Here is a 16,964-nt window from a genome sequence, read left to right on the forward strand (position 1 = left end):
CGAAAGTAAAGTGCAAACGTGTGAATTTTGCAGGGCGGATTGTTGGCTGGCGCAACGCTGTCGCAGCGCTGACGCCAGGCCGTCGCGAAGCTGGCGTGGCGGACAGAATCGCGCCCGTGCGCCGTGACGAGCGCGGTCGAAAGCGGCGTGTCAGCCGCGCGCGAAGGAGGGTGAGAGCAGCGCGGTCAAGCGCTCGCGCTACGCGCGGTCTTCCTGGAGGTAACGATGCACGAAGGCGATCGCCATGCTGCCTTCGCCCACCGCCGAGGCCACACGTTTCACGGGGCTCAGACGCACGTCGCCGCACGCGAACACGCCGGGTATGCTCGATTCGAGCAGATACGGGTCGCGCTTGTGCGACCAGCGTCCCGCTTTCACGATATCGTCGCCGGTAAGCACGTAGCCGCGCTTGTCGCAGGCGATCTCGGGCGGCAGCCAGCCCGTTTCCGCGTCGGCGCCGATGAAGACGAAGAGGCCGCCACACTCGCGGCGGCTCACGCTTGCGCTTGCGGTATCGAGCACGTCGATGGCGCTCAGATGCGTGTCGCCGTGCACGCCCACGACTTCGGAATTCAACGCGACGGTAACGTTCGTCTTGCCGGCAAGCTGTTCGACGAGATAGCGCGACATCTTTTTCTCCAGCGAATCGCCGCGCACGACGAGCGTGACGGCGCGCGCATGGTTCGCGAAGTACAGCGCGGCTTGCCCCGACGAGTTGCCGCCGCCGATCAGGTAGACGTCGAGTCCGTGCGTGCCGCTCGCCTCGCTGCGCGCCGAGCCATAATAGATGCCCTTGCCGATGAAGCGGTCGAAGCCTTCGATCGCCAGGCGCCGCCACGTTACGCCCGTTGCGAGGATGAGCGTGTGCGCGCGCACCACGTCGCCGCCGTCCAGATGCACTTCGCGCGTGGCGGTGTCCACGCGCGCAACGGCGCGCGTGACGAGGATTTCCGCGCCGAGCCGCCTTGCCTGTTGCAGCGCGCGGCTGGCGAGTTCGTCGCCGGAAATGCCGCCGGGAAAGCCCAGATAGTTTTCAATGCGCGATGACGTGCCGGCCTGGCCGCCGGGTGCCTCGCGTTCGACCACAATGGTACGGAGTCCTTCAGATGCGCCGTAGACGGCGGCGGCGAGCCCGGCGGGTCCGCCGCCGATGATGAGCGTGTCGTAGGCATCGAGATGCGGCTGCGTTTGCAGGCCGAGCCGTTCGGCCAGCTCGCGCGTGGCGGGTCGGCTCAGCAGCGTGCCGTCGGCGAGGCGTAGCGTGGGGCAGTCCTGCTCCTGCGGACAGGGGCCGCTCCAGCGGCTTTGCAACTCCGGCGCGTCGGGCGTGATCCATTCGCAGCTGATCTGGTTGCGCGCGAGAAATTGGCGCAGGTTCGCGCAGGTCGCGTCCCAGCGCGCGCCGATCAGGGTCACGCGCGTTTTCGGCGGCTCGGCGGAAAGGCCCTGCAAGCCGCCTATGCGTTCGCGCGCGAGCGCGCCCATGCGCGTGGCGACGTCGGACGAGGCGGCGGCGAGCGTGTAATAGTGCTGCGCGTCCACGCGCATCACGCGCGAGGCTTCGGCGGCGCGGTAGGCGCCCGGAAACGGTGAACTGAGCGCGAGCGGCACCTCGCCGAAGATGGTGCCCGGCAGGCGCCAACCCAGCGTGCGCTCGACGCCGTCGAACAGCTTGACGACCTCCATCTTGCCGGACAGCACGGCGTAGAGCGCGCGTTCGCCGCCTTCATGCACGGCATATTCGCCTGGGCTCAGATGCAGATCCGCCGAGGTTTGGGCGAGGCGGTCGAGTTCGGCCTCGGGGAGCGTGGAGAACAGCGGAATCGCGCGGATTTCGTCTTGGGTCAGCATGGCTTCGCAGGGTGGCGGGCAAGCGGGAGACGACGATGAGGCGTGGGCTTTTTGGCCGCTCGGCGCGGCGTTTCATGGAGTATAGGCGGCGCGCGCGTGAGTGCCCGGTGAACCAATCGACTGACGAATGAAATGCGCTCCTCAAAAAAGAGGATCGCTAACGATTCAACCTGCCTGCGTCGTGCGGAGCGCCAGCCCGGACACGGTCTCGCGCAACCACACGAGTGCAGGGTCGGCGTGATTGCGTGGATGCCACGCTGCATGCATCGAGAAGCCGCGCGCTTCGAACGGCAGCTCGAACAGGTCCACGCGATCCTCATCGCGTGCGATGAGCCGCCTCGGCAAGGTGGCGAGGTAGTCGGTGCTCGCGAGCACATCGGGCACGAGCGTGAAGTGCTGCACCGAAAGCGCCACGCGCCGCCGCCGCCCGAGCGCTTCGAGATGCTCGTCCATGAAGCCGAAGAAGCTGCCGCCGCTCGTCGAAACCAGCACGTGTTCGAGCGCGCAATAGCTGTCGAGGTCGAGCGCGGCCGTGCCGCGCGGGTGCGCTTTGCGCTGCGCCACCACGAAGCGCTCGTCATAGAGCTTTCTGGCCTTGAGCGTGGGCGGAACCTGCTGCGCGGAACCGAGCAGCAAATCGATTTCGCCGCGCTCGAAGCGCTGCGCGAGCGAGCCCGATTCGATGGCGATAAACGCGAGTTGCAGGCCCGGCCCGGCAAGGCGCGCCCATTCGATCATCAGCGGCAGGCCCAGCACGGCCACGCACTGGTCGCTCGCGGCGATGACGAAACGCCGCGAGTCGGTGTGCGGATCGAACACGGGCCGGCGGCGCACCACGGCTTCGAGCGTCTTGAGCGCCGCGTGCAGCGGCTGCGTGAGTTCGAGCGCGCGCGCCGTGGGCGTCATGCCGCGACCGGTGGCGGCGGGAATGAGCAGCGGGTCGTCGAACACCTGGCGCAGCCGCGCGAGCTGCGCCGATACGGCCGACTGCGAAAGGTTCAGGCGCGTCGCGGCGCGCGTGACGTTCGACTCGGCGAGCAGGGCGTCGAGCGAGACGAGCAGGTTCAGGTCGACGCCGGAGAGATCGATCACAGTGATAGGTGCAATTCTGGGAATTGATTTCAAGAATACGTCCGGGTCGCCTAGAGTTCAATCCATCGTTCAATCCATCGGATGAACCGCGAAAGCCCTTTCCTCAAGGAGACGCCATGAAAGCCTGGATGCTCGATCAACCCGGCCAGCCGCTCGCGCTGCGCGACGTACCGCAACCCGAACCGCGCCGCGGGGCGCTGGTGGTGGGCGTGGAGGCCGTGCCGCTGCTGAGCTACACGCGCCAGTACGTGCAAGGCAAGCTGCCCTACGGCTACCCGCCGGGGCCGTTCTCGCCGGGCACCAACGGCATTGGCCGCGTGCTTGCGATCGGCGCAGGCGTGTACGGCTACCGCGTGGGGCAGCGCGTGGCGCTGAGCCCTTACTGGATTGCCGACGAGGCCCTGCGCGAGCCCGCCCAGGCGCTGCTGGGGCTTACCGCGATCAGCCCGGACAGTGCGCCGATGCTCGCCGATTTCCCGCACGGCACGCTGCGCGAGGTGGTCGAATTTCCTGCCGCGACGGTGTTTCCGCTCGACGGTCTCGATCACTTGTCGTCGGCGCAACTCGCGGTGCTCGGCAAGCTCGTGGTGCCGTTTGGCGGCCTGCGGCGCGGCCGGCTCGCGGCGGGCGAAGCGGTGGTCGTGAACGGCGCGGCGGGGGCGTTCGGCTCGGCGGCCGTGCTCGGTGCGCTGGCGCTCGGCGCGAGCCGGGTGGTGGCGCTCGGGCGGCGCGCGGCGGCGCTGGCCCCGCTCGCGAAGCTGGGTGGCGCTCGTGTGGCGACGGTCGCGCTCACCGGCGAGGCGGCGCGCGACACCGAGGCGATCCGCGCGGCAGCGAACGGCGCCGTCGATCTCGCCTTCGACATGGTCGGCCACGCCACCGATCCGAACGCCACGCTCGCCGCGCTGCGCAGCCTGCGCCGCAACGGCCGGATGGTGCTCATGGGCAGCATGGAGGTGGATTTGCCGATCAAGTATGGGGAGATGCTCCTCAACAACTGGGAGCTGATGGGCCACTTTATGTACAGCGGCGCGGACTATCGCGCGCTGATCGCACTCGTGCAGTCGGGGCAGGTGCCGCTCGATGCGATCGAAGTGGAGCGCCATGCGTTCGACGCGCTGGAGGCCGCGATCGATGCCGCGGAAAAGGCGCAGGGGCTGACGTGCGTGACGGTGTGCACGTCGTCAAGCTGACGAACGCGCAATAAACAAATCGGCCCGCAAGCGCGACAGACGCTTGCGGGCCGATTACGTTGCGAGCGCAACGAGTGTTAGTCGATGCCGTGGAACACCGCGTCGTCCGGGCCGAGGTAGGCGGGCGGACGCCATACCGCGTCGCGCATCGAATGCTGCACGAGATTCTCCACGCCGAGCAGCACCGCGAAGATCGCCATGCGCACCGGAATGCCGTTGTCGGTCTGGCGGAAGATCGCCAGACGCGGGTCGTGATTCAGATCGGTCGAAAGATCGTTCGCGCCCGGGCGGCTGTCGCGCGGCAGCGGGTGCATCACGAGCGTTTCGGGGCTGCAACATTCGTCCATCAGCGCCTGGTTGATCTGGAATTCGGGCGTGTAGCCTTCGAACGACTCGTCGGCGAAGCGCTCCTTCTGGATGCGCGTGGCGTACACCACGTCCGCGCCGCGCAGGCCTGCGCGCAGGTCGTTCGTTTGCTCGACCACGTGGCCGTTGGTCGAAATCTTGTCGACGATGTAGGCCGGCATTTCGAGCTGCGGCGGCGAAATGAGCGTGAACTTGATGCCGCGATACAGCGCGAGCAGCTTCACGAGCGAGTGCACCGTGCGGCCGTACTTGAGGTCGCCCACGAGCGCGATATGCGCGCCGTCGACGATTTTGCCCAGCCGCGAGAACTCGCGCTGGATCGTGTAGAGGTCGAGCAGCGCCTGGCTCGGGTGCTCGCCGGGGCCGTCGCCGCCGTTGATCACGGGGATGTTCACGGCGCGCGCGAATTCGGCCACCGAGCCTTGATCAGGATGCCGAATCACCATCGCATCCACGTAGCCCGCCATCACGCGGCTCGTGTCGTAGATCGATTCGCCCTTCGCCATCGAAGAAAACGTGAAGCCGGTCGTGTCGCACACCGAACCGCCCAGGCGGCAGAACGCGGAGCCGAAGCTCACGCGGGTACGCGTGCTGGCCTCGAAGAACAGGTTGCCGAGCACCGCGCCTTCGAGCACGCGCGAGATTTTCCGGCGGCGCGCGATGGGCTGCATGATGTCGGCCACGCGGAACAGCTTCTCGACGGAGTCGCGCGAGAACTGATCCACCGAAAGCAGCTGCGGCTTGCCTTCGAATTGCATCTGGCTGGCGAGCGACTGCGAATCTACGCTTTGCGTATAGCCTTCGCGCGGCTCGCCGCCACCGACGATTTCCGACACGAAGCGCTCGACGATCTCCGGCATGGCGCGCGATTCCTGCGACTCCTCGGGGAGCAGCCACGTGTCGAGCGCCCGGCGCGATACGCCGATGCGGCTCGCGAATGCGTCGCGGGTCATGTTCAGACGCCGCATGGCGTCACGGAGAAAGGCTTGTTGCGGAACGCTCATGCTGGCACCCGTGATTTCTGGTTGATGTACGCGGTGCGTATATTAGTTCGGCGGCGCGAGAAGTCAAGCTCTTTTGTCGGGAGCGTGCGCCAGGGGCCGGCCGAACGCGGTGCGACAACGCATCGCAGCACCCTGACACGCGTGGCGCACCGTCGCCGCTTCGCTTGTTCGAGGGAAGGCGCTCCCCGTGAACGATGCCGATATATTGGGATGGCGCTTTCTGAGACGCCACCATAATCGCCGCTTCGAATTTTTTCAGGCTGGCGCGCGCCGGCCTTCCTTGCCGAAGCATGTTCGTGTCACCCCAGCCATCCCGCTCCCGGCGCGTGCCCTTGCAAGGCGCGCGGCGCGCAGGGAGTCAGCCATGAAATTGCCGTGGTCCGGCGCTGCCGAAGACCTGACGAAAGGCGATATCCGCTTCGTGACCCACGGCGCCGCGCGCCGCACGGCGATCGTTTCCGCGTGCGCGGCGGCCGCGCTCGCGCTGGGCGGCGGCGTCGCGATCGGCCACTTCACGGCGTCGCCAGGCGTCGCCGCCGCTGCCGCAGGCCCGAACCAGCATCACTACGTGGTTGGCGAAATCGGCCGCATGGACGCGTCGATCGCCTTGCTCGATCCCCGTATCGCGCGCCTTTCCGCGCAGCTCGCGGAGTTGCGCCAGTTCGACCAGCGCCTGCGCGCGCAACCGCCGCGCGGGGCCGGGGCCACGCCGGCGGCCGCGCCCGCGCATTCGGGCGATGACGGCGAGGCGTCCGGCAACGACGGCGACGGCGAAGGCGGGCCCGCGCTCGCGCCGCGCCGTTGCATGGAGGCGTCCGCCGCGCGGGCCAATGCCCGGAGCGTCAACGGTGAGCTCGATTGCATGAGCGCCACGCTTTCCGCGCTCGAACAAGCTACGGCGGAGCACGAAGTGGCCTGGAACGCATTCCCTGGCCGCCGGCCACTCCAGGGCGGGCGCAACGGTTCGCCGTATGGCAACCGCATCGACCCGTTCACGCACCATTTGAGCTTTCATCCGGGCATGGATCTGGTCGCGCCGACCGGCACGCCCATTCTCGCCGCCGCGGGCGGCCGCGTGATTTTCGCGGGGCCGAAGGCCGGTTACGGCAACGCCGTCGAGATCGACCATGGCAACGGCTTCGTCACGCGTTACGGCCACGCCTCGAAGATCGACGTGGAGGTGGGCCAGATCGTGCTGCCGCGCGAGCATATCGCGGACGTGGGTTCGACCGGGCGCTCGACCGGACCGCATCTGCATTTCGAGGTGCTCGTGGGCGGACAGCCCGTCAACCCCGCCGACTACCTCGCGCTTTTCGCGACTCCCACCGATGGCTGATACGCGCCGCACCGCCCGGGTGCATACGAATGCCGACCTCGCCTACGAATTGCAGCCGGTGCGCTCGCGCGCCTGGCGCGTGGGCGGCGTGATGCTGTGGGCCGCGTGCGCGGCGGCGGCGGGCGCGGGCATCACCGCGTGGCGGCTCGCACCGAAGGAAGCGTTGCGCTGCCCCGTGGTCGCGCCGGACGCCCTGAGCCGCGAACTCGGCGACACGCAACTGCGGCTCGAACAGGAGCGCGCCGCGCGCGCCATGCTCCAGAGCACGGCGGAAGGCGCGCAAGCCACGATCGCGAAGCTGCAATCCGAGCTGCTGTTCCTGCGCGCCCACGGCGCACGTTCGCGTTGACGCGCCGCCTGAGCGACGCGTTCCCACACTGATCGACACTCGTCGACACCACCCACACCACACGGTAGCCTTCCATGTTCAACAACAAAAAGAAGCCGCAGCCCGGCATCGAGCAAACCAAGCTGGCGACGCTGATCGCGCAGGACATCGTGATCACGGGCAACCTCGAATACGCCGACGGCCTGCGCCTCGACGGCCGCGTGCACGGCAATGTGGCCGGCAAGCCCGGCGCGAAAACGCTGCTCGTGCTGAGCGAGCGCGGCGCGATCGAGGGCAATGTGCACGGCTACGACATCGTAGTGAACGGGCGCATCCAGGGCGACGTGATCGCCGATCACTTCGTCGAGCTCCAGGCCAATGCGCACGTGGTCGGCAACATCTACTACCAGCAGTTGCAGATGGACTGCGGGGCTTCGGTGGACGGCAAGCTCACCAAGCGCGATCCCAACGACGCGCCGAACCTGCTGCTCGACTCGCCCGGAATGGAAATCACCGAGATCCTGCCGCGCGAGTGAGCATTCGCCGCGTGCGTACATTGGCTCGCGATCGTGCGATCTCGGGTACACTGCGCGACATGCCACGCAACCCGCTCTATCACGACCTGCCGAATTGCACCGCCGCCACGCGCGCGGTGACGTCGCTCGCGCAGGCCCCGTCGGTGTGGGTGAAAGTCAAAGCCAAAAAACAGCCGCTCATCTGACCGGAGTCTGCTGTTCCGTCAGATGTGCGACGGAACAGCCAGTCGACGGCGTCTCGCCTCTCGCTTCATCCCCGGCTAGCTTCCCTCCCGCGCACCGCTGCACGGACCTTCCATACGGTCGAGTTCAAGGGAAAGTCATGTCTGAGTTTTCGGGTATCTGGATTCCGCTCATTACGCCGTTTCATGCGGGCGCCGTCGATCATGCGGCGCTCGACGCGCTCGTGCGCCACTACGCCGAGGCCGGTGTGGCCGGCTTCGTCGCGCTCGGCACGACCGGCGAGCCCGCCGCGCTCGACGAGCGCGAGCAGGACGCCGTGCTCGCCACGGTGCTGGCGGCGGCCGGTGCTCTGCCCGTCGTGGCGGGCGTGAGCGGCAATCACGCGGGGGCGGTGCGCGAGCGCATCGAGGCGCTCAACGCGCAGCCCGTCGCGGGCGTCCTGGCGGCCGCGCCTTACTACATCCGGCCCTCGCAGGCGGGCGTGATCGGCCATTTCGCCGCGCTCGCGCACGCGAGCCGCAAGCCCTTGATCGTCTATGACATTCCCGCGCGCACGGGCGTGCGCATCGAGCTGCCGAGCCTGCTCGAACTCGCCGGGCACGAGCGCATCGTCGCGGTGAAGGACTGCGGCGGCTCGCTCGACAAGACGCTCGCGCTCATTCTCGACGGCCGTTTGCAGGTGCTGTGCGGCGAGGACATCGAGATGTTCGGCGCCATGTGCGCGGGGGCGAGCGGGGCAATCGCGGCGTCGGCGCATTTGCGGCCGGAGCGTTTCGTGGGTATGGCGCGGGCGTTGCGCGAAGGGCGTCTGGCCGACGCGCGCGCGATCTGGCATACGCTGGTGCCGCTAGTGCGGGCAGCGTTCGAGGAACCGAATCCGGGGCCGGTGAAGGCGGGGCTTGCCGCGTGCGGTTTGATCCGCAACGAGCTGCGCGCGCCGATGACGCGCGTGAGCGGCGAGCTGGAAGAAGCGCTCGCGCGGCTCGTGGTTTGACGCCGGTCAGGCGACGGGTGAGCGACGGATACGCGCCTGGCGCGCGGCAGGAAAGCCGCGCGGTTAGCGCGCCGCGTGCGCGTTTGCCGTGCTGCGCGCCCGGCGGCGGCGCGTGCGCGGGCGTTCGGCCGCGGCGGGCTCGCCGTTGAGCAGGATGCGGCGGCCGGGCACGTGCTGGGCGACGAGGCGGGCGATTTCGAGCGCCGTGCTCTCGGCGGGCACGACCTGGCGGCGTGCGCCGTCGTCGAGCGGCGTCGTCCATTCGACCAGCCGGTAGGCGCGGCCCCAGGGGGGCTGGAGCGGCGTCGAAACCCGGCATGACGCGACTGTCGACGCCGCGCCGTCGCGCAGCAGGGACTGTAGGTGCACCAGCACGTCGTCTTCCACCATGACCTCGCTCCTCGGTTTGCTGCGCAAAAAAACGCCGCCGATGTTCCGGCGGCTCAACAGGGGTTGAGCTTATGGTTGCAGCAAAGAATTAAACCAACCTTAAGAGAGGGCGCCGCAGGGGCGCCGACGCGCGCAATGACGATCGCGGCACGGGCCCGAGGCGGGCGCGCGCCGCGCGGAAAACAGGAAGCGGGGAGGAAGCGGTAGAAGCGGCCAGCCCGTTGCGGCTGGCGCGAAAACATGGGCTGTGTTGGCTGACGCTTGCTGATTAATGCGGTTTTGTGCTGTTTTGCCGCAATGTCGCGCGCACCTTGCGCTCGGCGAACAAGGGCAGATAGTCCTGGATGCGGGCTTCCGCGCGATAGGCGTCGAGGGTGTCGGCGTAAATGCGCGCCACGGTTTCCTCGGGCGTGTTGGTTTCTTCGGCGATGGTATGGACGATCTTGCTGAGGTCAGCTTTCGGCATGACTTGGCTCCGGTCAGCGAAAAAGGGGTGGTTGGCAGGGTTTGAATTCAAGGCTATGCGCGCGCGGGATACCAATTGAATCCGACTATCGCGGTATCTCGCCGGGGGCGCCGCGATCGCGCGATCTGTCCGGGAATGGCCGCCCATTCGCGCGAAAGGCCTGTATTTACAGGCCTTTCAGCAAAAAGCGGCCGCGGCGGGGCGCCATGCCCACACCGTGGCCGCTCGATGGCGTGCGTCCACAGGCCGCACGCGCATGACGTTCGTCGCCCGCGCTTATGCCAACGCTGACGCTGACGCGTCTGCCACCGATTACGCCGCGTTTTCCAGCCCCGGGTAATCGGTGTATCCCGTTTCACCGCGTGCGTAATACGTCGACGGATTCGGCGCGTTGAGCGGCGCGTTCAGTTCGAAGCGGCGCGGCAGATCGGGGTTCGCGATGAACAACTGGCCCCACGCGACCGCGTCGGCTTCGCCGGCCGCGAGTACCGCTTGCGCCGAATCCAGCGTGAACTTTTCGTTCGCGATGTACGGGCCGCCGAATTCGGCCTTCAGTTGCGGCCCGAGGCGGTTGTCGCCGAGCGATTCGCGCGCGAAGAGGAACGCGATCTTGCGCTTGCCGAGCTCGCGCGCCACATAGCCGAACGTGGCCGACGGGTTCGAGTCGCCCATCGTGTGGGCGTCGCCGCGCGGCGCGATGTGCACGCCCACGCGGTTGGCGCCCCAGACGTCGATGCACGCGTCGGTGATTTCGAGCAGCAGGCGCGCACGGTTTTCGATCGGGCCGCCATACGCGTCGGTGCGATGGTTGGTGCTGTCTTGCAGGAACTGGTCGATCAGGTAGCCGTTCGCGCCGTGGATTTCCACGCCGTCGAAGCCCGCTGCCTTCGCGTTGAGCGCGCCCTGGCGGAACGCGGCGATCACGCCGGGGATTTCATCGGTTTCGAGCGCGCGGGGCGTGACATAGGCGCGCTGGGGGCGGACGTGGCTCACGTGACCTTGCGCCGCGATCGCGCTCGGCGCCACGGGCAGGTCGCCGTTCAGGAAGATCGGGTCGGAAATGCGGCCCACGTGCCACAGTTGCAGGAAGATGCGTCCGCCCGCCGCATGCACGGCGTCGGTCACGATCTTCCAGCCTGCCACTTGCTCCTGCGACCAGATGCCCGGCGTTTCGGCATAGCCCAGGCCCTGCGGCGTGACCGAGGTCGCCTCGCTGAGGATAAGGCCGGCCGTTGCGCGCTCGGCGTAGTACTGGGCCATCAGCGCGTTGGGCAGGCGTTCCTCGCCGGCGCGCTGGCGCGTGAGCGGGGCCATGATGATGCGGTTCGGCAGCGTGAGGTCGCCGATCTGGATGGGGTCGAAAAGCGTTGCCATGAGTTCACCTCGTCTGCGGGAGCGGCCCGCGGGCTGAAAAGGGATACGGGAATCGAAACGGACGACGCGGCTTGCCGCGCGCCTCGATCACAACTGCGCGTTCATATGGGCGAGAAACGCCTCGATGACCGGCTCGTTGCGTTTGAAGAACACCCATTGGCCCACGCGTTTGGACGTGACGAGCCCGGCCTTCTGCAACACGGCCAGGTGCGCGGACACCGTGGATTGCGAAAGTTCGCAATGCGCGTCGATCCGGCCCGCGCAGACGCCGTGGTCGAGCGGAAGTTCCTGGTCGGCGAAGTGCGCCTGCGGCTCGCGCAGGCACGTGAGGATCTCGCGGCGCACGGGGTTGGCGAGCGCTTTGCAGATCGCGTCGACGTCGAGTGGGGCGGTGGGCTGGGTTTTCTTCATCGCTGATGCATCGTGACTGTCCGAATCATATATCGGAATTGTACGATATGGGCGATGACACTCATTTCAAGAGGGTTGTTGGCCGTGAGGCGACCGATCGGCCGGTCGGGTGTATTGCGACGAAACGAGTGCCGGATTGACCGGCGTGGCATTGTTATAAGGTTGAAATATCCTCTATTTCTATGCGTATGAATTCAAATTTAAGCGTCAGTGCGTCATTAATTAGTTGATAAATCAATCTAAATATTCAATGGATTACCCTTATGAAGATGCCTGACGGCTTGCCGATAACTCCAAAGTGCGCAGCCGGCCACGTCCGGCCGCCACCACGGGTCAGTCGTCAATCAGGAGTGGGGAATTCATGTCCAGTAGCCGTTTTGCAGAAGCCCGGTACGCCGGTGCGGACGCCGTAGCCAACGTCGCGCGCGCCGCGGCGGCCGTCGAAAGCCCGCTGATGAACGCGCGCAAACGGGCCGACCGGGCCTGCGCGCTGGTCAACTGGATCCTTCTGGCGGGGTCGTTCGGTGTCGGCTGGCGCTTCGACGCGCTCGGCCCGGTGTTCGTCGTCGGCGTGCCGCTCGCGCTCGTCTCGACCGTCCTCGCGCTCGCGCTGCCGGGCCGGCTGGTCACGAGGCTCGGCTCCGCGTTCACCTTCATGGGCGGCGCGGCCTTGCTGATCGACGTAGGCGGCGGCCAAGACGAGTTTCATTTTGTCGTGTTCATCCTGCTCTCGCTGCTGCTGGCCTATCGCGACGTTCGCGTGGTGCTGGCGGCCAGCGTTTTCATCTCGGCGCAGCAGCTCGTCTTCAACGTGCTTCAGGAATGCGGCTGGCCGGTGAAGGTCTTTGCGCAAAGCGGCTTCGACGTGGTGCTGCGGCACTGGGCGTTTCTCTGGCTACAGACTTTGTTCATCGCCGCCATTTCCGCGCGCCAGGAGCGCGACGCGCATATCGCGGGCGAACTCGCCGAGATGTCCGCGGGCATGGGGCAGGCGTCCGGCTTCATCACGCTGTGCGAGCAAACCGGGCAACGCGGGCAAGCGGCGCTGCCGTCGAGCGAAGTGGCCCGCGCGTTTCACGCGACGCTCGCAGCGGTGCGCACGACGCTGCTGCAAGTGCGCGACAGCGTGGGCGAGGTCGGCGCTTCGGTGGCCGGGACCAGCGCGCGCAACGCCGTCCTTTCCGAGCGGACCGAACAGCAGCGCCGCTCGCTCGAAGGCATGGTCGCGGCCATGGAGCAACTCAGGCAGAGCGTGCACGAGAACGCCGATCACGCCACGGCCGCGAGCGCGCTGGCCGGCTCGGCGAGCGAAGTCGCGACGCACGGTCGCACGGCCATCAAGGCGGTGGTCGACACGATGGGCGACATCTATCGTTCGTGCGAGCGCATCACCGACATCATCGGCGTGATCGACGGCATCGCGTTCCAGACCAACATCCTCGCGCTCAACGCGTCGGTCGAAGCCGCGCGCGCGGGCGATCAGGGACGGGGATTCGCCGTGGTGGCGTCGGAGGTCCGCACGCTCGCCCAGCGCAGCGCGGCGGCGGCCAAGGAGATCCGCGCGCTCATCGGCGAATCGGTCGAGCGCGCCCGCACGGGCAACGGTCTCGTGGAGAGCGCCGGCAATACGGTGGGCGAGGTGATGGAGAGCGTCACGCAGCTTTCGGCCATCGTGCACGAGATCGCGGCGGCTACGGGTGCGCAGAGGGCGGGCATCGACCAGATGGGTGAGAACGTCGCCGGGATCGACGCGGCGATACGCGAAAACGCGGCGCATGTCGCCGACACGGTCGAGCAGGTCAGGCGCCAGCATCATCAAACGGCGTTGCTCGCCAGCGCGGTGAAGGTCTTCCGGCTCGATTGAGCGGCGCTTGCGCGGCTTTTGGGGCGCGACCCCGACAGATCATGCCGTCGGTCTATTTTGTTACACCTCTTACGGAGGTCGCTGTGTGGCGTTACAAGGTGCTTTCACTTTGCCCGCTATACTCAGGGCCGTCTTAAAACGTAAGAGCACAACTATGTCGAAGAAAATCATCCAGATGGTTGCCGTTGCTGCATTGACCGCGGCGGCTTCGCTGCCGGCGTTCGCCGGCGATATGAACAACGCACTGGGTGGCGCGCTGGGCGGCGTCGCGGGCGCAGCCGTGGGCGGCGCCGTGGGCGGCAGCACCGGCGCGGTGATCGGTGGCGCGGTGGGCGGCGGCGCCGGCGGCGCGGTCACCTCGAATCGTCGCGAGCGCACGGGCGCCATTATCGGCGGCGCGCTGGGCGGCGGCGCGGGTACGGCGGCGGGCAACGCCATGGGCGGCCGTACGGGCGGCCTGATCGGCGCGGCCGTGGGCGGCGGCGCGGGCTCGGCGCTGGGCGGCAACATCTCGCGCTCGAACTCGTATGCCGACGACTACTCGCGCGGCTATCACGGCAAGCATCACCACAACAAGCACCGTCACTACGACTAAGCACCGCTTGCCAGGCGGAGCGGCCGCGCGCCGCTCCGCCTCGATTCCTTGCGCCGCATCCGGCGCAAACTGCCGGGCATGCCGGACCGCATGGGCCCGCGCGCCAATTCCGCACACGCGAATTCCTTCGCCCTGCGTTCCCGGCCGACCTTGTTCGGCATGCTTCAATCCGCCAGGTGATTTCCCCGCTGCATGCCAGCGACGCAACGCGTCAATCGGGCCGCGGCTTGCGACGCCACGAGCCGTGCGGCAACTCTTTGTCGCGCTCGGCGGCGGCTAGGGCTGCGCGCAGTTGCGTGGGATTCAACGGGATGCAGTAGGCCGGTTTCGCGCGCTCGAAGCGCCAGCTTTCTGCGAGCGGACCCGCGTCGATCGCGTCGAAATCGAGTTGCGCGTGCAACGCGGCCACCAGCGCCTTCGCCTCGCCGTCGTCGCCCGCAACGGGCAGCGCGCGCCGGCCGCCTTCGATCGGCGGCCGCTCGCCGCGGGGCAGGTCGTAGGCGAGGATCGCGTTGAACGCCTTGACCACGCGCGCGCCGCTCAAGCGTTGCGCCACGCGCCCGCTCGTGGTCTCGCGGTGCTCGTCGAACGCGGCAATGGCGCCGTCGCGCGCCGCGTAGTAGTTCATGGTGTCGATGACGACCTTGCCGGCCAGCGCGCTCGCCGGTATCTCGTCGAGCGCGTTGAGCGGCAGCGCGGCGATCACGACATCGCCGAATGTGGCGGCCTCATCGAGCGTGCCGATCCGGCAACCGAGCGCGGCCGCCTGACCCGCGCGTGCTTCGGGGTGACGCGAAGAGAGCATGACTTCATGGCCCGCCTGCGCGAGCAACTCGCCGAGCGCGGCGCCGATCTCGCCCGCACCCAGAATGCCGACAGATAACCGTGGTTCGTTCATGGGAATCCCCCGTGTTTCACAATGGAATCCCGAGCGTAGCGCTGAAACCATCATGCGATAATCGGCCCATTGGGGAAAATACCTGAAACCGGGGGTTTCTAATCGTGGACAAGCCGTGGACAAACTGACCAGCATGACCGTGTTTGTAAAGACCGCGGAATCCGGGTCGTTCACGGCGGCGGCGCGTCTGCTCGCCATGACGCCGCAGATGGCGGGCAAGCATGTCGACGCACTGGAAAAGGAGCTTGGCGTGCGCCTGCTCCATCGCTCCACGCGCAAGCACGCGCTCACGGAGGCGGGCCGCGCCTACTTCGAAGCGTGCCGCCGCGTGCTGGAAGAAGCCGCCGCCGCCGACGCCGTCGCGCTCGCGCAAACCGGTCATCCGCGCGGCACCTTGCGCGTGACGGCGCCCGTCGCCTTCGGCACATATCGCCTCGCGCACGAAATCAAGGCGTTTCTGGCCGAGTTTCCCGACGTGAAGATCGATCTCGTGCTGGGCGACCGGCAGATCGACCTGCTCCAGGACGGTTTCGACGTCGCGTTTCGCATCGGCGCGCTGGCCGATTCGCAACTCGTTGCGCGCCCGCTCGCACCGTACCGGCTCGTGCCGTGCGCCGCGCCCGCCTACCTCGCGGCTTTCGGCACGCCAACGCATCCGCGCGAGCTTGCGCAGCACGTGTGCCTCGATTACGCGTTCGAGAGTTTTCCGGCGCCCTACGCGTGGGCCTTCATGGACGGCGCAACGAAGATCGAGGTCGAGCCGCGCAGCCAGCTGCGCTGCAACGACGGCCGCGCATTGATCGCGGCGGCCGAGGCGGGTCTGGGGATCGTGCTCGCGGGCGAACCGAATGTGGCGCAGTCGGTGGCGGCGGGGCGGCTCGTGCCGATTCTGGAGGGCTACGCCGCGCCCATGCGACCCATGCATCTTCTCTACGTGGATCGCCGCGCGCAGGCGCCCAAGCAGCGCGCGTTCGTGGAATGGGCGTTGGCGCGCTTTGGCGCGGCGGCCCCGGCCGGGCCGAAGAGGAAGTCGCCGACGAAGACGCCGCGTGAGCGGTCGTCGGCGCGCAAGCCGCGCGTGTGAAACACGCACCGGCCGGGCGAGGTTATTTCGCGTTTGTAAACAGGCTGTTGAGCGTCGCGCCGGGCGCCGCGCCCTCGAAGCCGTCGAAGCGTCCCTCGCGCAGCCGCTGCGCCGCGTGCATGAAGCCGCCCCACGCGCTGCGGGCGAGCGCGCCGCCCACGCTCACGCGGCGCACGCCGAGCGCGGCCAGCTCGTCCAGCGTGAAGGCCGACTGTGCGCCGATCAGCACGTTCACGGGCTTGGGCGCGACGGCCGCCACGACGGCCGCGATCTGCTCGCGCGTCTGGATGCCGGGGGCGTAGAGGCAATCGGCGCCCGCCTGGGCGTAGGCCCGCAAGCGGGTGATCGCGTCGTCGAGGTCGGGCACGCCGGCCACGAAGTTTTCCGCGCGGCCGACGAGCAGGGTGTCGCCGCCGCGGTCGTCGATCGCGCGCCGCGCCGCGCGCAGGCGTTCCACGGCAACCTCGACCGGCAGCAGCGGGGCCGCGGCGTCGCCGGTCGAATCCTCGACGGAAAGTCCCGCCACGCCGGTCTCGACCGCGAGGCCCACGCTGCGCTCGACCTGCGCCGGGTTCGTGCCGAAGCCGTTTTCGAAGTCGGCGTTGACGGGCAGGTCGGTGGCGGCCACGATCTCGCGCAGGTGCGCGAGGATCGCTTCGAGCGGCAAGGTGTTGTCGGCATGGCCGCGCGACCATGCGAAGCCCGAACTCGTGGTTGCCAGCGCCTTGAAGCCGAGCCCCTGGAGATAGCGCGCGCTGCCCGCGTCCCACGGGTTGGGCAGCACGAAGCATCCGGCGGCATGCAGCGCGCGAAAGTCGGCGCGTATTTCGGCGATGGTGCGCTGGGATGCTGGCATGGTTCGTCTCCTTGGGGCTCGTGAGTGGTGGTGCAGCGGTGCTGCGGAATCCGGCTTTGAATCCGGCTTTGCAACCGGATTGTGACTGAATTTTCGACCGCGCGATCAGTTGGCGTGTGAATACGCCCGGGGCTGGCATTTAA

The 16,964-nt window shown here is 67.8% G+C and carries 17 protein-coding genes and 1 pseudogene; 9 read left to right on the top strand and 9 right to left on the bottom strand.

Annotation, left to right across the window (positions count from 1 at the left end):
* Positions 1 to 198 precede the first annotated feature (198 nt).
* Positions 199 to 1,851: an FAD-dependent oxidoreductase gene (locus C7401_RS09260; RefSeq protein WP_112171063.1), complete on the bottom strand. Its 1,653-nt coding sequence runs from the start codon at positions 1,849 to 1,851 to the stop codon at positions 199 to 201.
* A 165-nt stretch (positions 1,852 to 2,016) separates the two neighbouring features.
* The gene (locus C7401_RS09265) at positions 2,017 to 2,976 is read right to left on the bottom strand and encodes a LysR family transcriptional regulator (protein WP_112171064.1); all 960 of its coding nucleotides are present in this window, start codon (positions 2,974 to 2,976) and stop codon (positions 2,017 to 2,019) included.
* 83 nt (positions 2,977 to 3,059) lie between these two features.
* On the opposite strand from C7401_RS09265, the gene C7401_RS09270 reads away from it, so the two are divergent.
* Positions 3,060 to 4,136, top strand: coding sequence for a zinc-binding dehydrogenase (locus tag C7401_RS09270; protein WP_112171065.1), 1,077 nt, complete (start codon positions 3,060 to 3,062; stop codon positions 4,134 to 4,136).
* A gap of 77 nt (positions 4,137 to 4,213) precedes the next feature.
* On the opposite strand, the gene C7401_RS09275 is transcribed toward C7401_RS09270, so the two are convergent.
* Entirely contained in the window at positions 4,214 to 5,506 is a 1,293-nt protein-coding gene (locus tag C7401_RS09275; protein WP_112171066.1) for an aspartate carbamoyltransferase, read from the bottom strand.
* Positions 5,507 to 5,870: 364 nt separating this feature from the next.
* On the opposite strand from C7401_RS09275, the gene C7401_RS09280 reads away from it, so the two are divergent.
* The 5 genes from C7401_RS09280 to dapA all read left to right on the top strand — a co-directional run bounded on the left by C7401_RS09280 (position 5,871) and on the right by dapA (position 8,883).
* A complete protein-coding gene (locus C7401_RS09280) occupies positions 5,871 to 6,842 on the top strand; it encodes a M23 family metallopeptidase (protein ID WP_112171067.1) in 972 nt (323 codons plus the stop codon).
* Positions 6,835 to 7,191 carry a hypothetical protein gene (locus C7401_RS09285; protein ID WP_112171068.1) on the top strand — a complete coding sequence of 119 codons (357 nt, stop codon included), beginning with the start codon at positions 6,835 to 6,837 and terminating at the stop codon, positions 7,189 to 7,191. The genes C7401_RS09280 and C7401_RS09285 overlap by 8 nt, the downstream gene beginning before the upstream one ends.
* 74 nt (positions 7,192 to 7,265) lie before the next feature.
* The gene (locus C7401_RS09290; RefSeq protein WP_112171069.1) at positions 7,266 to 7,706 is read left to right on the top strand and encodes a bactofilin family protein; all 441 of its coding nucleotides are present in this window, start codon (positions 7,266 to 7,268) and stop codon (positions 7,704 to 7,706) included.
* On the top strand, positions 7,703 to 7,891 hold the full coding sequence (locus tag C7401_RS09295; protein ID WP_112171070.1) for a hypothetical protein: 189 nt from the start codon (positions 7,703 to 7,705) through the stop codon (positions 7,889 to 7,891). The genes C7401_RS09290 and C7401_RS09295 overlap by 4 nt, the downstream gene beginning before the upstream one ends.
* A gap of 137 nt (positions 7,892 to 8,028) precedes the next feature.
* The gene (dapA, locus tag C7401_RS09300; RefSeq protein WP_112171071.1) at positions 8,029 to 8,883 is read left to right on the top strand and encodes a 4-hydroxy-tetrahydrodipicolinate synthase; all 855 of its coding nucleotides are present in this window, start codon (positions 8,029 to 8,031) and stop codon (positions 8,881 to 8,883) included.
* A gap of 159 nt (positions 8,884 to 9,042) precedes the next feature.
* On the opposite strand, the pseudogene C7401_RS09305 reads toward dapA, so the two are convergent.
* The 4 genes and pseudogenes from C7401_RS09305 to C7401_RS09320 all read right to left on the bottom strand — a co-directional run.
* Positions 9,043 to 9,273 (bottom strand): annotated as a pseudogene (locus C7401_RS09305) (DUF2866 domain-containing protein); the annotation flags it as partial.
* A 268-nt stretch (positions 9,274 to 9,541) separates the two neighbouring features.
* Positions 9,542 to 9,739, bottom strand: coding sequence for a DUF3562 domain-containing protein (locus C7401_RS09310; RefSeq protein ID WP_112171073.1), 198 nt, complete (start codon positions 9,737 to 9,739; stop codon positions 9,542 to 9,544).
* Between the two features lie 312 nt (positions 9,740 to 10,051).
* Entirely contained in the window at positions 10,052 to 11,113 is a 1,062-nt protein-coding gene (locus C7401_RS09315) for an alkene reductase (RefSeq protein ID WP_112171074.1), read from the bottom strand.
* Positions 11,114 to 11,200: 87 nt separating this feature from the next.
* On the bottom strand, positions 11,201 to 11,524 hold the full coding sequence (locus tag C7401_RS09320) for an ArsR/SmtB family transcription factor (RefSeq protein WP_112171075.1): 324 nt from the start codon (positions 11,522 to 11,524) through the stop codon (positions 11,201 to 11,203).
* 361 nt (positions 11,525 to 11,885) lie between these two features.
* Here C7401_RS09320 and C7401_RS45935 point away from each other — a divergent pair, with 361 nt between their 5' ends.
* Both C7401_RS45935 and C7401_RS09330 read left to right on the top strand, forming a co-directional pair.
* Positions 11,886 to 13,388, top strand: a complete 1,503-nt coding sequence (locus C7401_RS45935) for a methyl-accepting chemotaxis protein (RefSeq protein ID WP_112171076.1) — start codon at positions 11,886 to 11,888, stop codon at positions 13,386 to 13,388.
* Positions 13,389 to 13,542: 154 nt separating this feature from the next.
* The gene (locus tag C7401_RS09330; protein ID WP_112171077.1) at positions 13,543 to 13,983 is read left to right on the top strand and encodes a YMGG-like glycine zipper-containing protein; all 441 of its coding nucleotides are present in this window, start codon (positions 13,543 to 13,545) and stop codon (positions 13,981 to 13,983) included.
* Positions 13,984 to 14,194: 211 nt separating this feature from the next.
* Here the strand turns inward: C7401_RS09330 and C7401_RS09335 are convergent, their stop codons facing one another.
* The gene (locus tag C7401_RS09335) at positions 14,195 to 14,881 is read right to left on the bottom strand and encodes an NADPH-dependent F420 reductase (RefSeq protein ID WP_112171078.1); all 687 of its coding nucleotides are present in this window, start codon (positions 14,879 to 14,881) and stop codon (positions 14,195 to 14,197) included.
* A gap of 115 nt (positions 14,882 to 14,996) precedes the next feature.
* Here C7401_RS09335 and C7401_RS09340 point away from each other — a divergent pair, with 115 nt between their 5' ends.
* Positions 14,997 to 15,965: a LysR family transcriptional regulator gene (locus tag C7401_RS09340; RefSeq protein ID WP_112171079.1), complete on the top strand. Its 969-nt coding sequence runs from the start codon at positions 14,997 to 14,999 to the stop codon at positions 15,963 to 15,965.
* A 22-nt stretch (positions 15,966 to 15,987) separates the two neighbouring features.
* Here the strand turns inward: C7401_RS09340 and C7401_RS09345 are convergent, their stop codons facing one another.
* The gene (locus tag C7401_RS09345) at positions 15,988 to 16,821 is read right to left on the bottom strand and encodes an isocitrate lyase/PEP mutase family protein (RefSeq protein ID WP_112171080.1); all 834 of its coding nucleotides are present in this window, start codon (positions 16,819 to 16,821) and stop codon (positions 15,988 to 15,990) included.
* Positions 16,822 to 16,964: the final 143 nt, after the last annotated feature.

It is taken from the genome of Paraburkholderia unamae (genome assembly GCF_003268775.1).
Lineage (GTDB): Bacteria > Pseudomonadota > Gammaproteobacteria > Burkholderiales > Burkholderiaceae > Paraburkholderia > Paraburkholderia unamae.

Excerpts from the sequence above, each read along its gene's own strand:
- C7401_RS09260 (WP_112171063.1), bottom strand. The coding sequence starts at position 1,851 with ATGCTGACCCAAGACGAAATCCGCGCGATTCCGCTGTTCTCCACGCTC.
- C7401_RS09270 (WP_112171065.1), top strand. The coding sequence starts at position 3,060 with ATGAAAGCCTGGATGCTCGATCAACCCGGCCAGCCGCTCGCGCTGCGC.
- C7401_RS09275 (WP_112171066.1), bottom strand. The coding sequence starts at position 5,506 with ATGAGCGTTCCGCAACAAGCCTTTCTCCGTGACGCCATGCGGCGTCTG.
- C7401_RS09280 (WP_112171067.1), top strand. The coding sequence starts at position 5,871 with ATGAAATTGCCGTGGTCCGGCGCTGCCGAAGACCTGACGAAAGGCGAT.
- C7401_RS09285 (WP_112171068.1), top strand. The coding sequence starts at position 6,835 with ATGGCTGATACGCGCCGCACCGCCCGGGTGCATACGAATGCCGACCTC.
- C7401_RS09290 (WP_112171069.1), top strand. The coding sequence starts at position 7,266 with ATGTTCAACAACAAAAAGAAGCCGCAGCCCGGCATCGAGCAAACCAAG.
- dapA (WP_112171071.1), top strand. The coding sequence starts at position 8,029 with ATGTCTGAGTTTTCGGGTATCTGGATTCCGCTCATTACGCCGTTTCAT.
- C7401_RS09310 (WP_112171073.1), bottom strand. The coding sequence starts at position 9,739 with ATGCCGAAAGCTGACCTCAGCAAGATCGTCCATACCATCGCCGAAGAA.
- C7401_RS09315 (WP_112171074.1), bottom strand. The coding sequence starts at position 11,113 with ATGGCAACGCTTTTCGACCCCATCCAGATCGGCGACCTCACGCTGCCG.
- C7401_RS09320 (WP_112171075.1), bottom strand. The coding sequence starts at position 11,524 with ATGAAGAAAACCCAGCCCACCGCCCCACTCGACGTCGACGCGATCTGC.
- C7401_RS45935 (WP_112171076.1), top strand. The coding sequence starts at position 11,886 with ATGTCCAGTAGCCGTTTTGCAGAAGCCCGGTACGCCGGTGCGGACGCC.
- C7401_RS09330 (WP_112171077.1), top strand. The coding sequence starts at position 13,543 with ATGTCGAAGAAAATCATCCAGATGGTTGCCGTTGCTGCATTGACCGCG.
- C7401_RS09335 (WP_112171078.1), bottom strand. The coding sequence starts at position 14,881 with ATGAACGAACCACGGTTATCTGTCGGCATTCTGGGTGCGGGCGAGATC.
- C7401_RS09345 (WP_112171080.1), bottom strand. The coding sequence starts at position 16,821 with ATGCCAGCATCCCAGCGCACCATCGCCGAAATACGCGCCGACTTTCGC.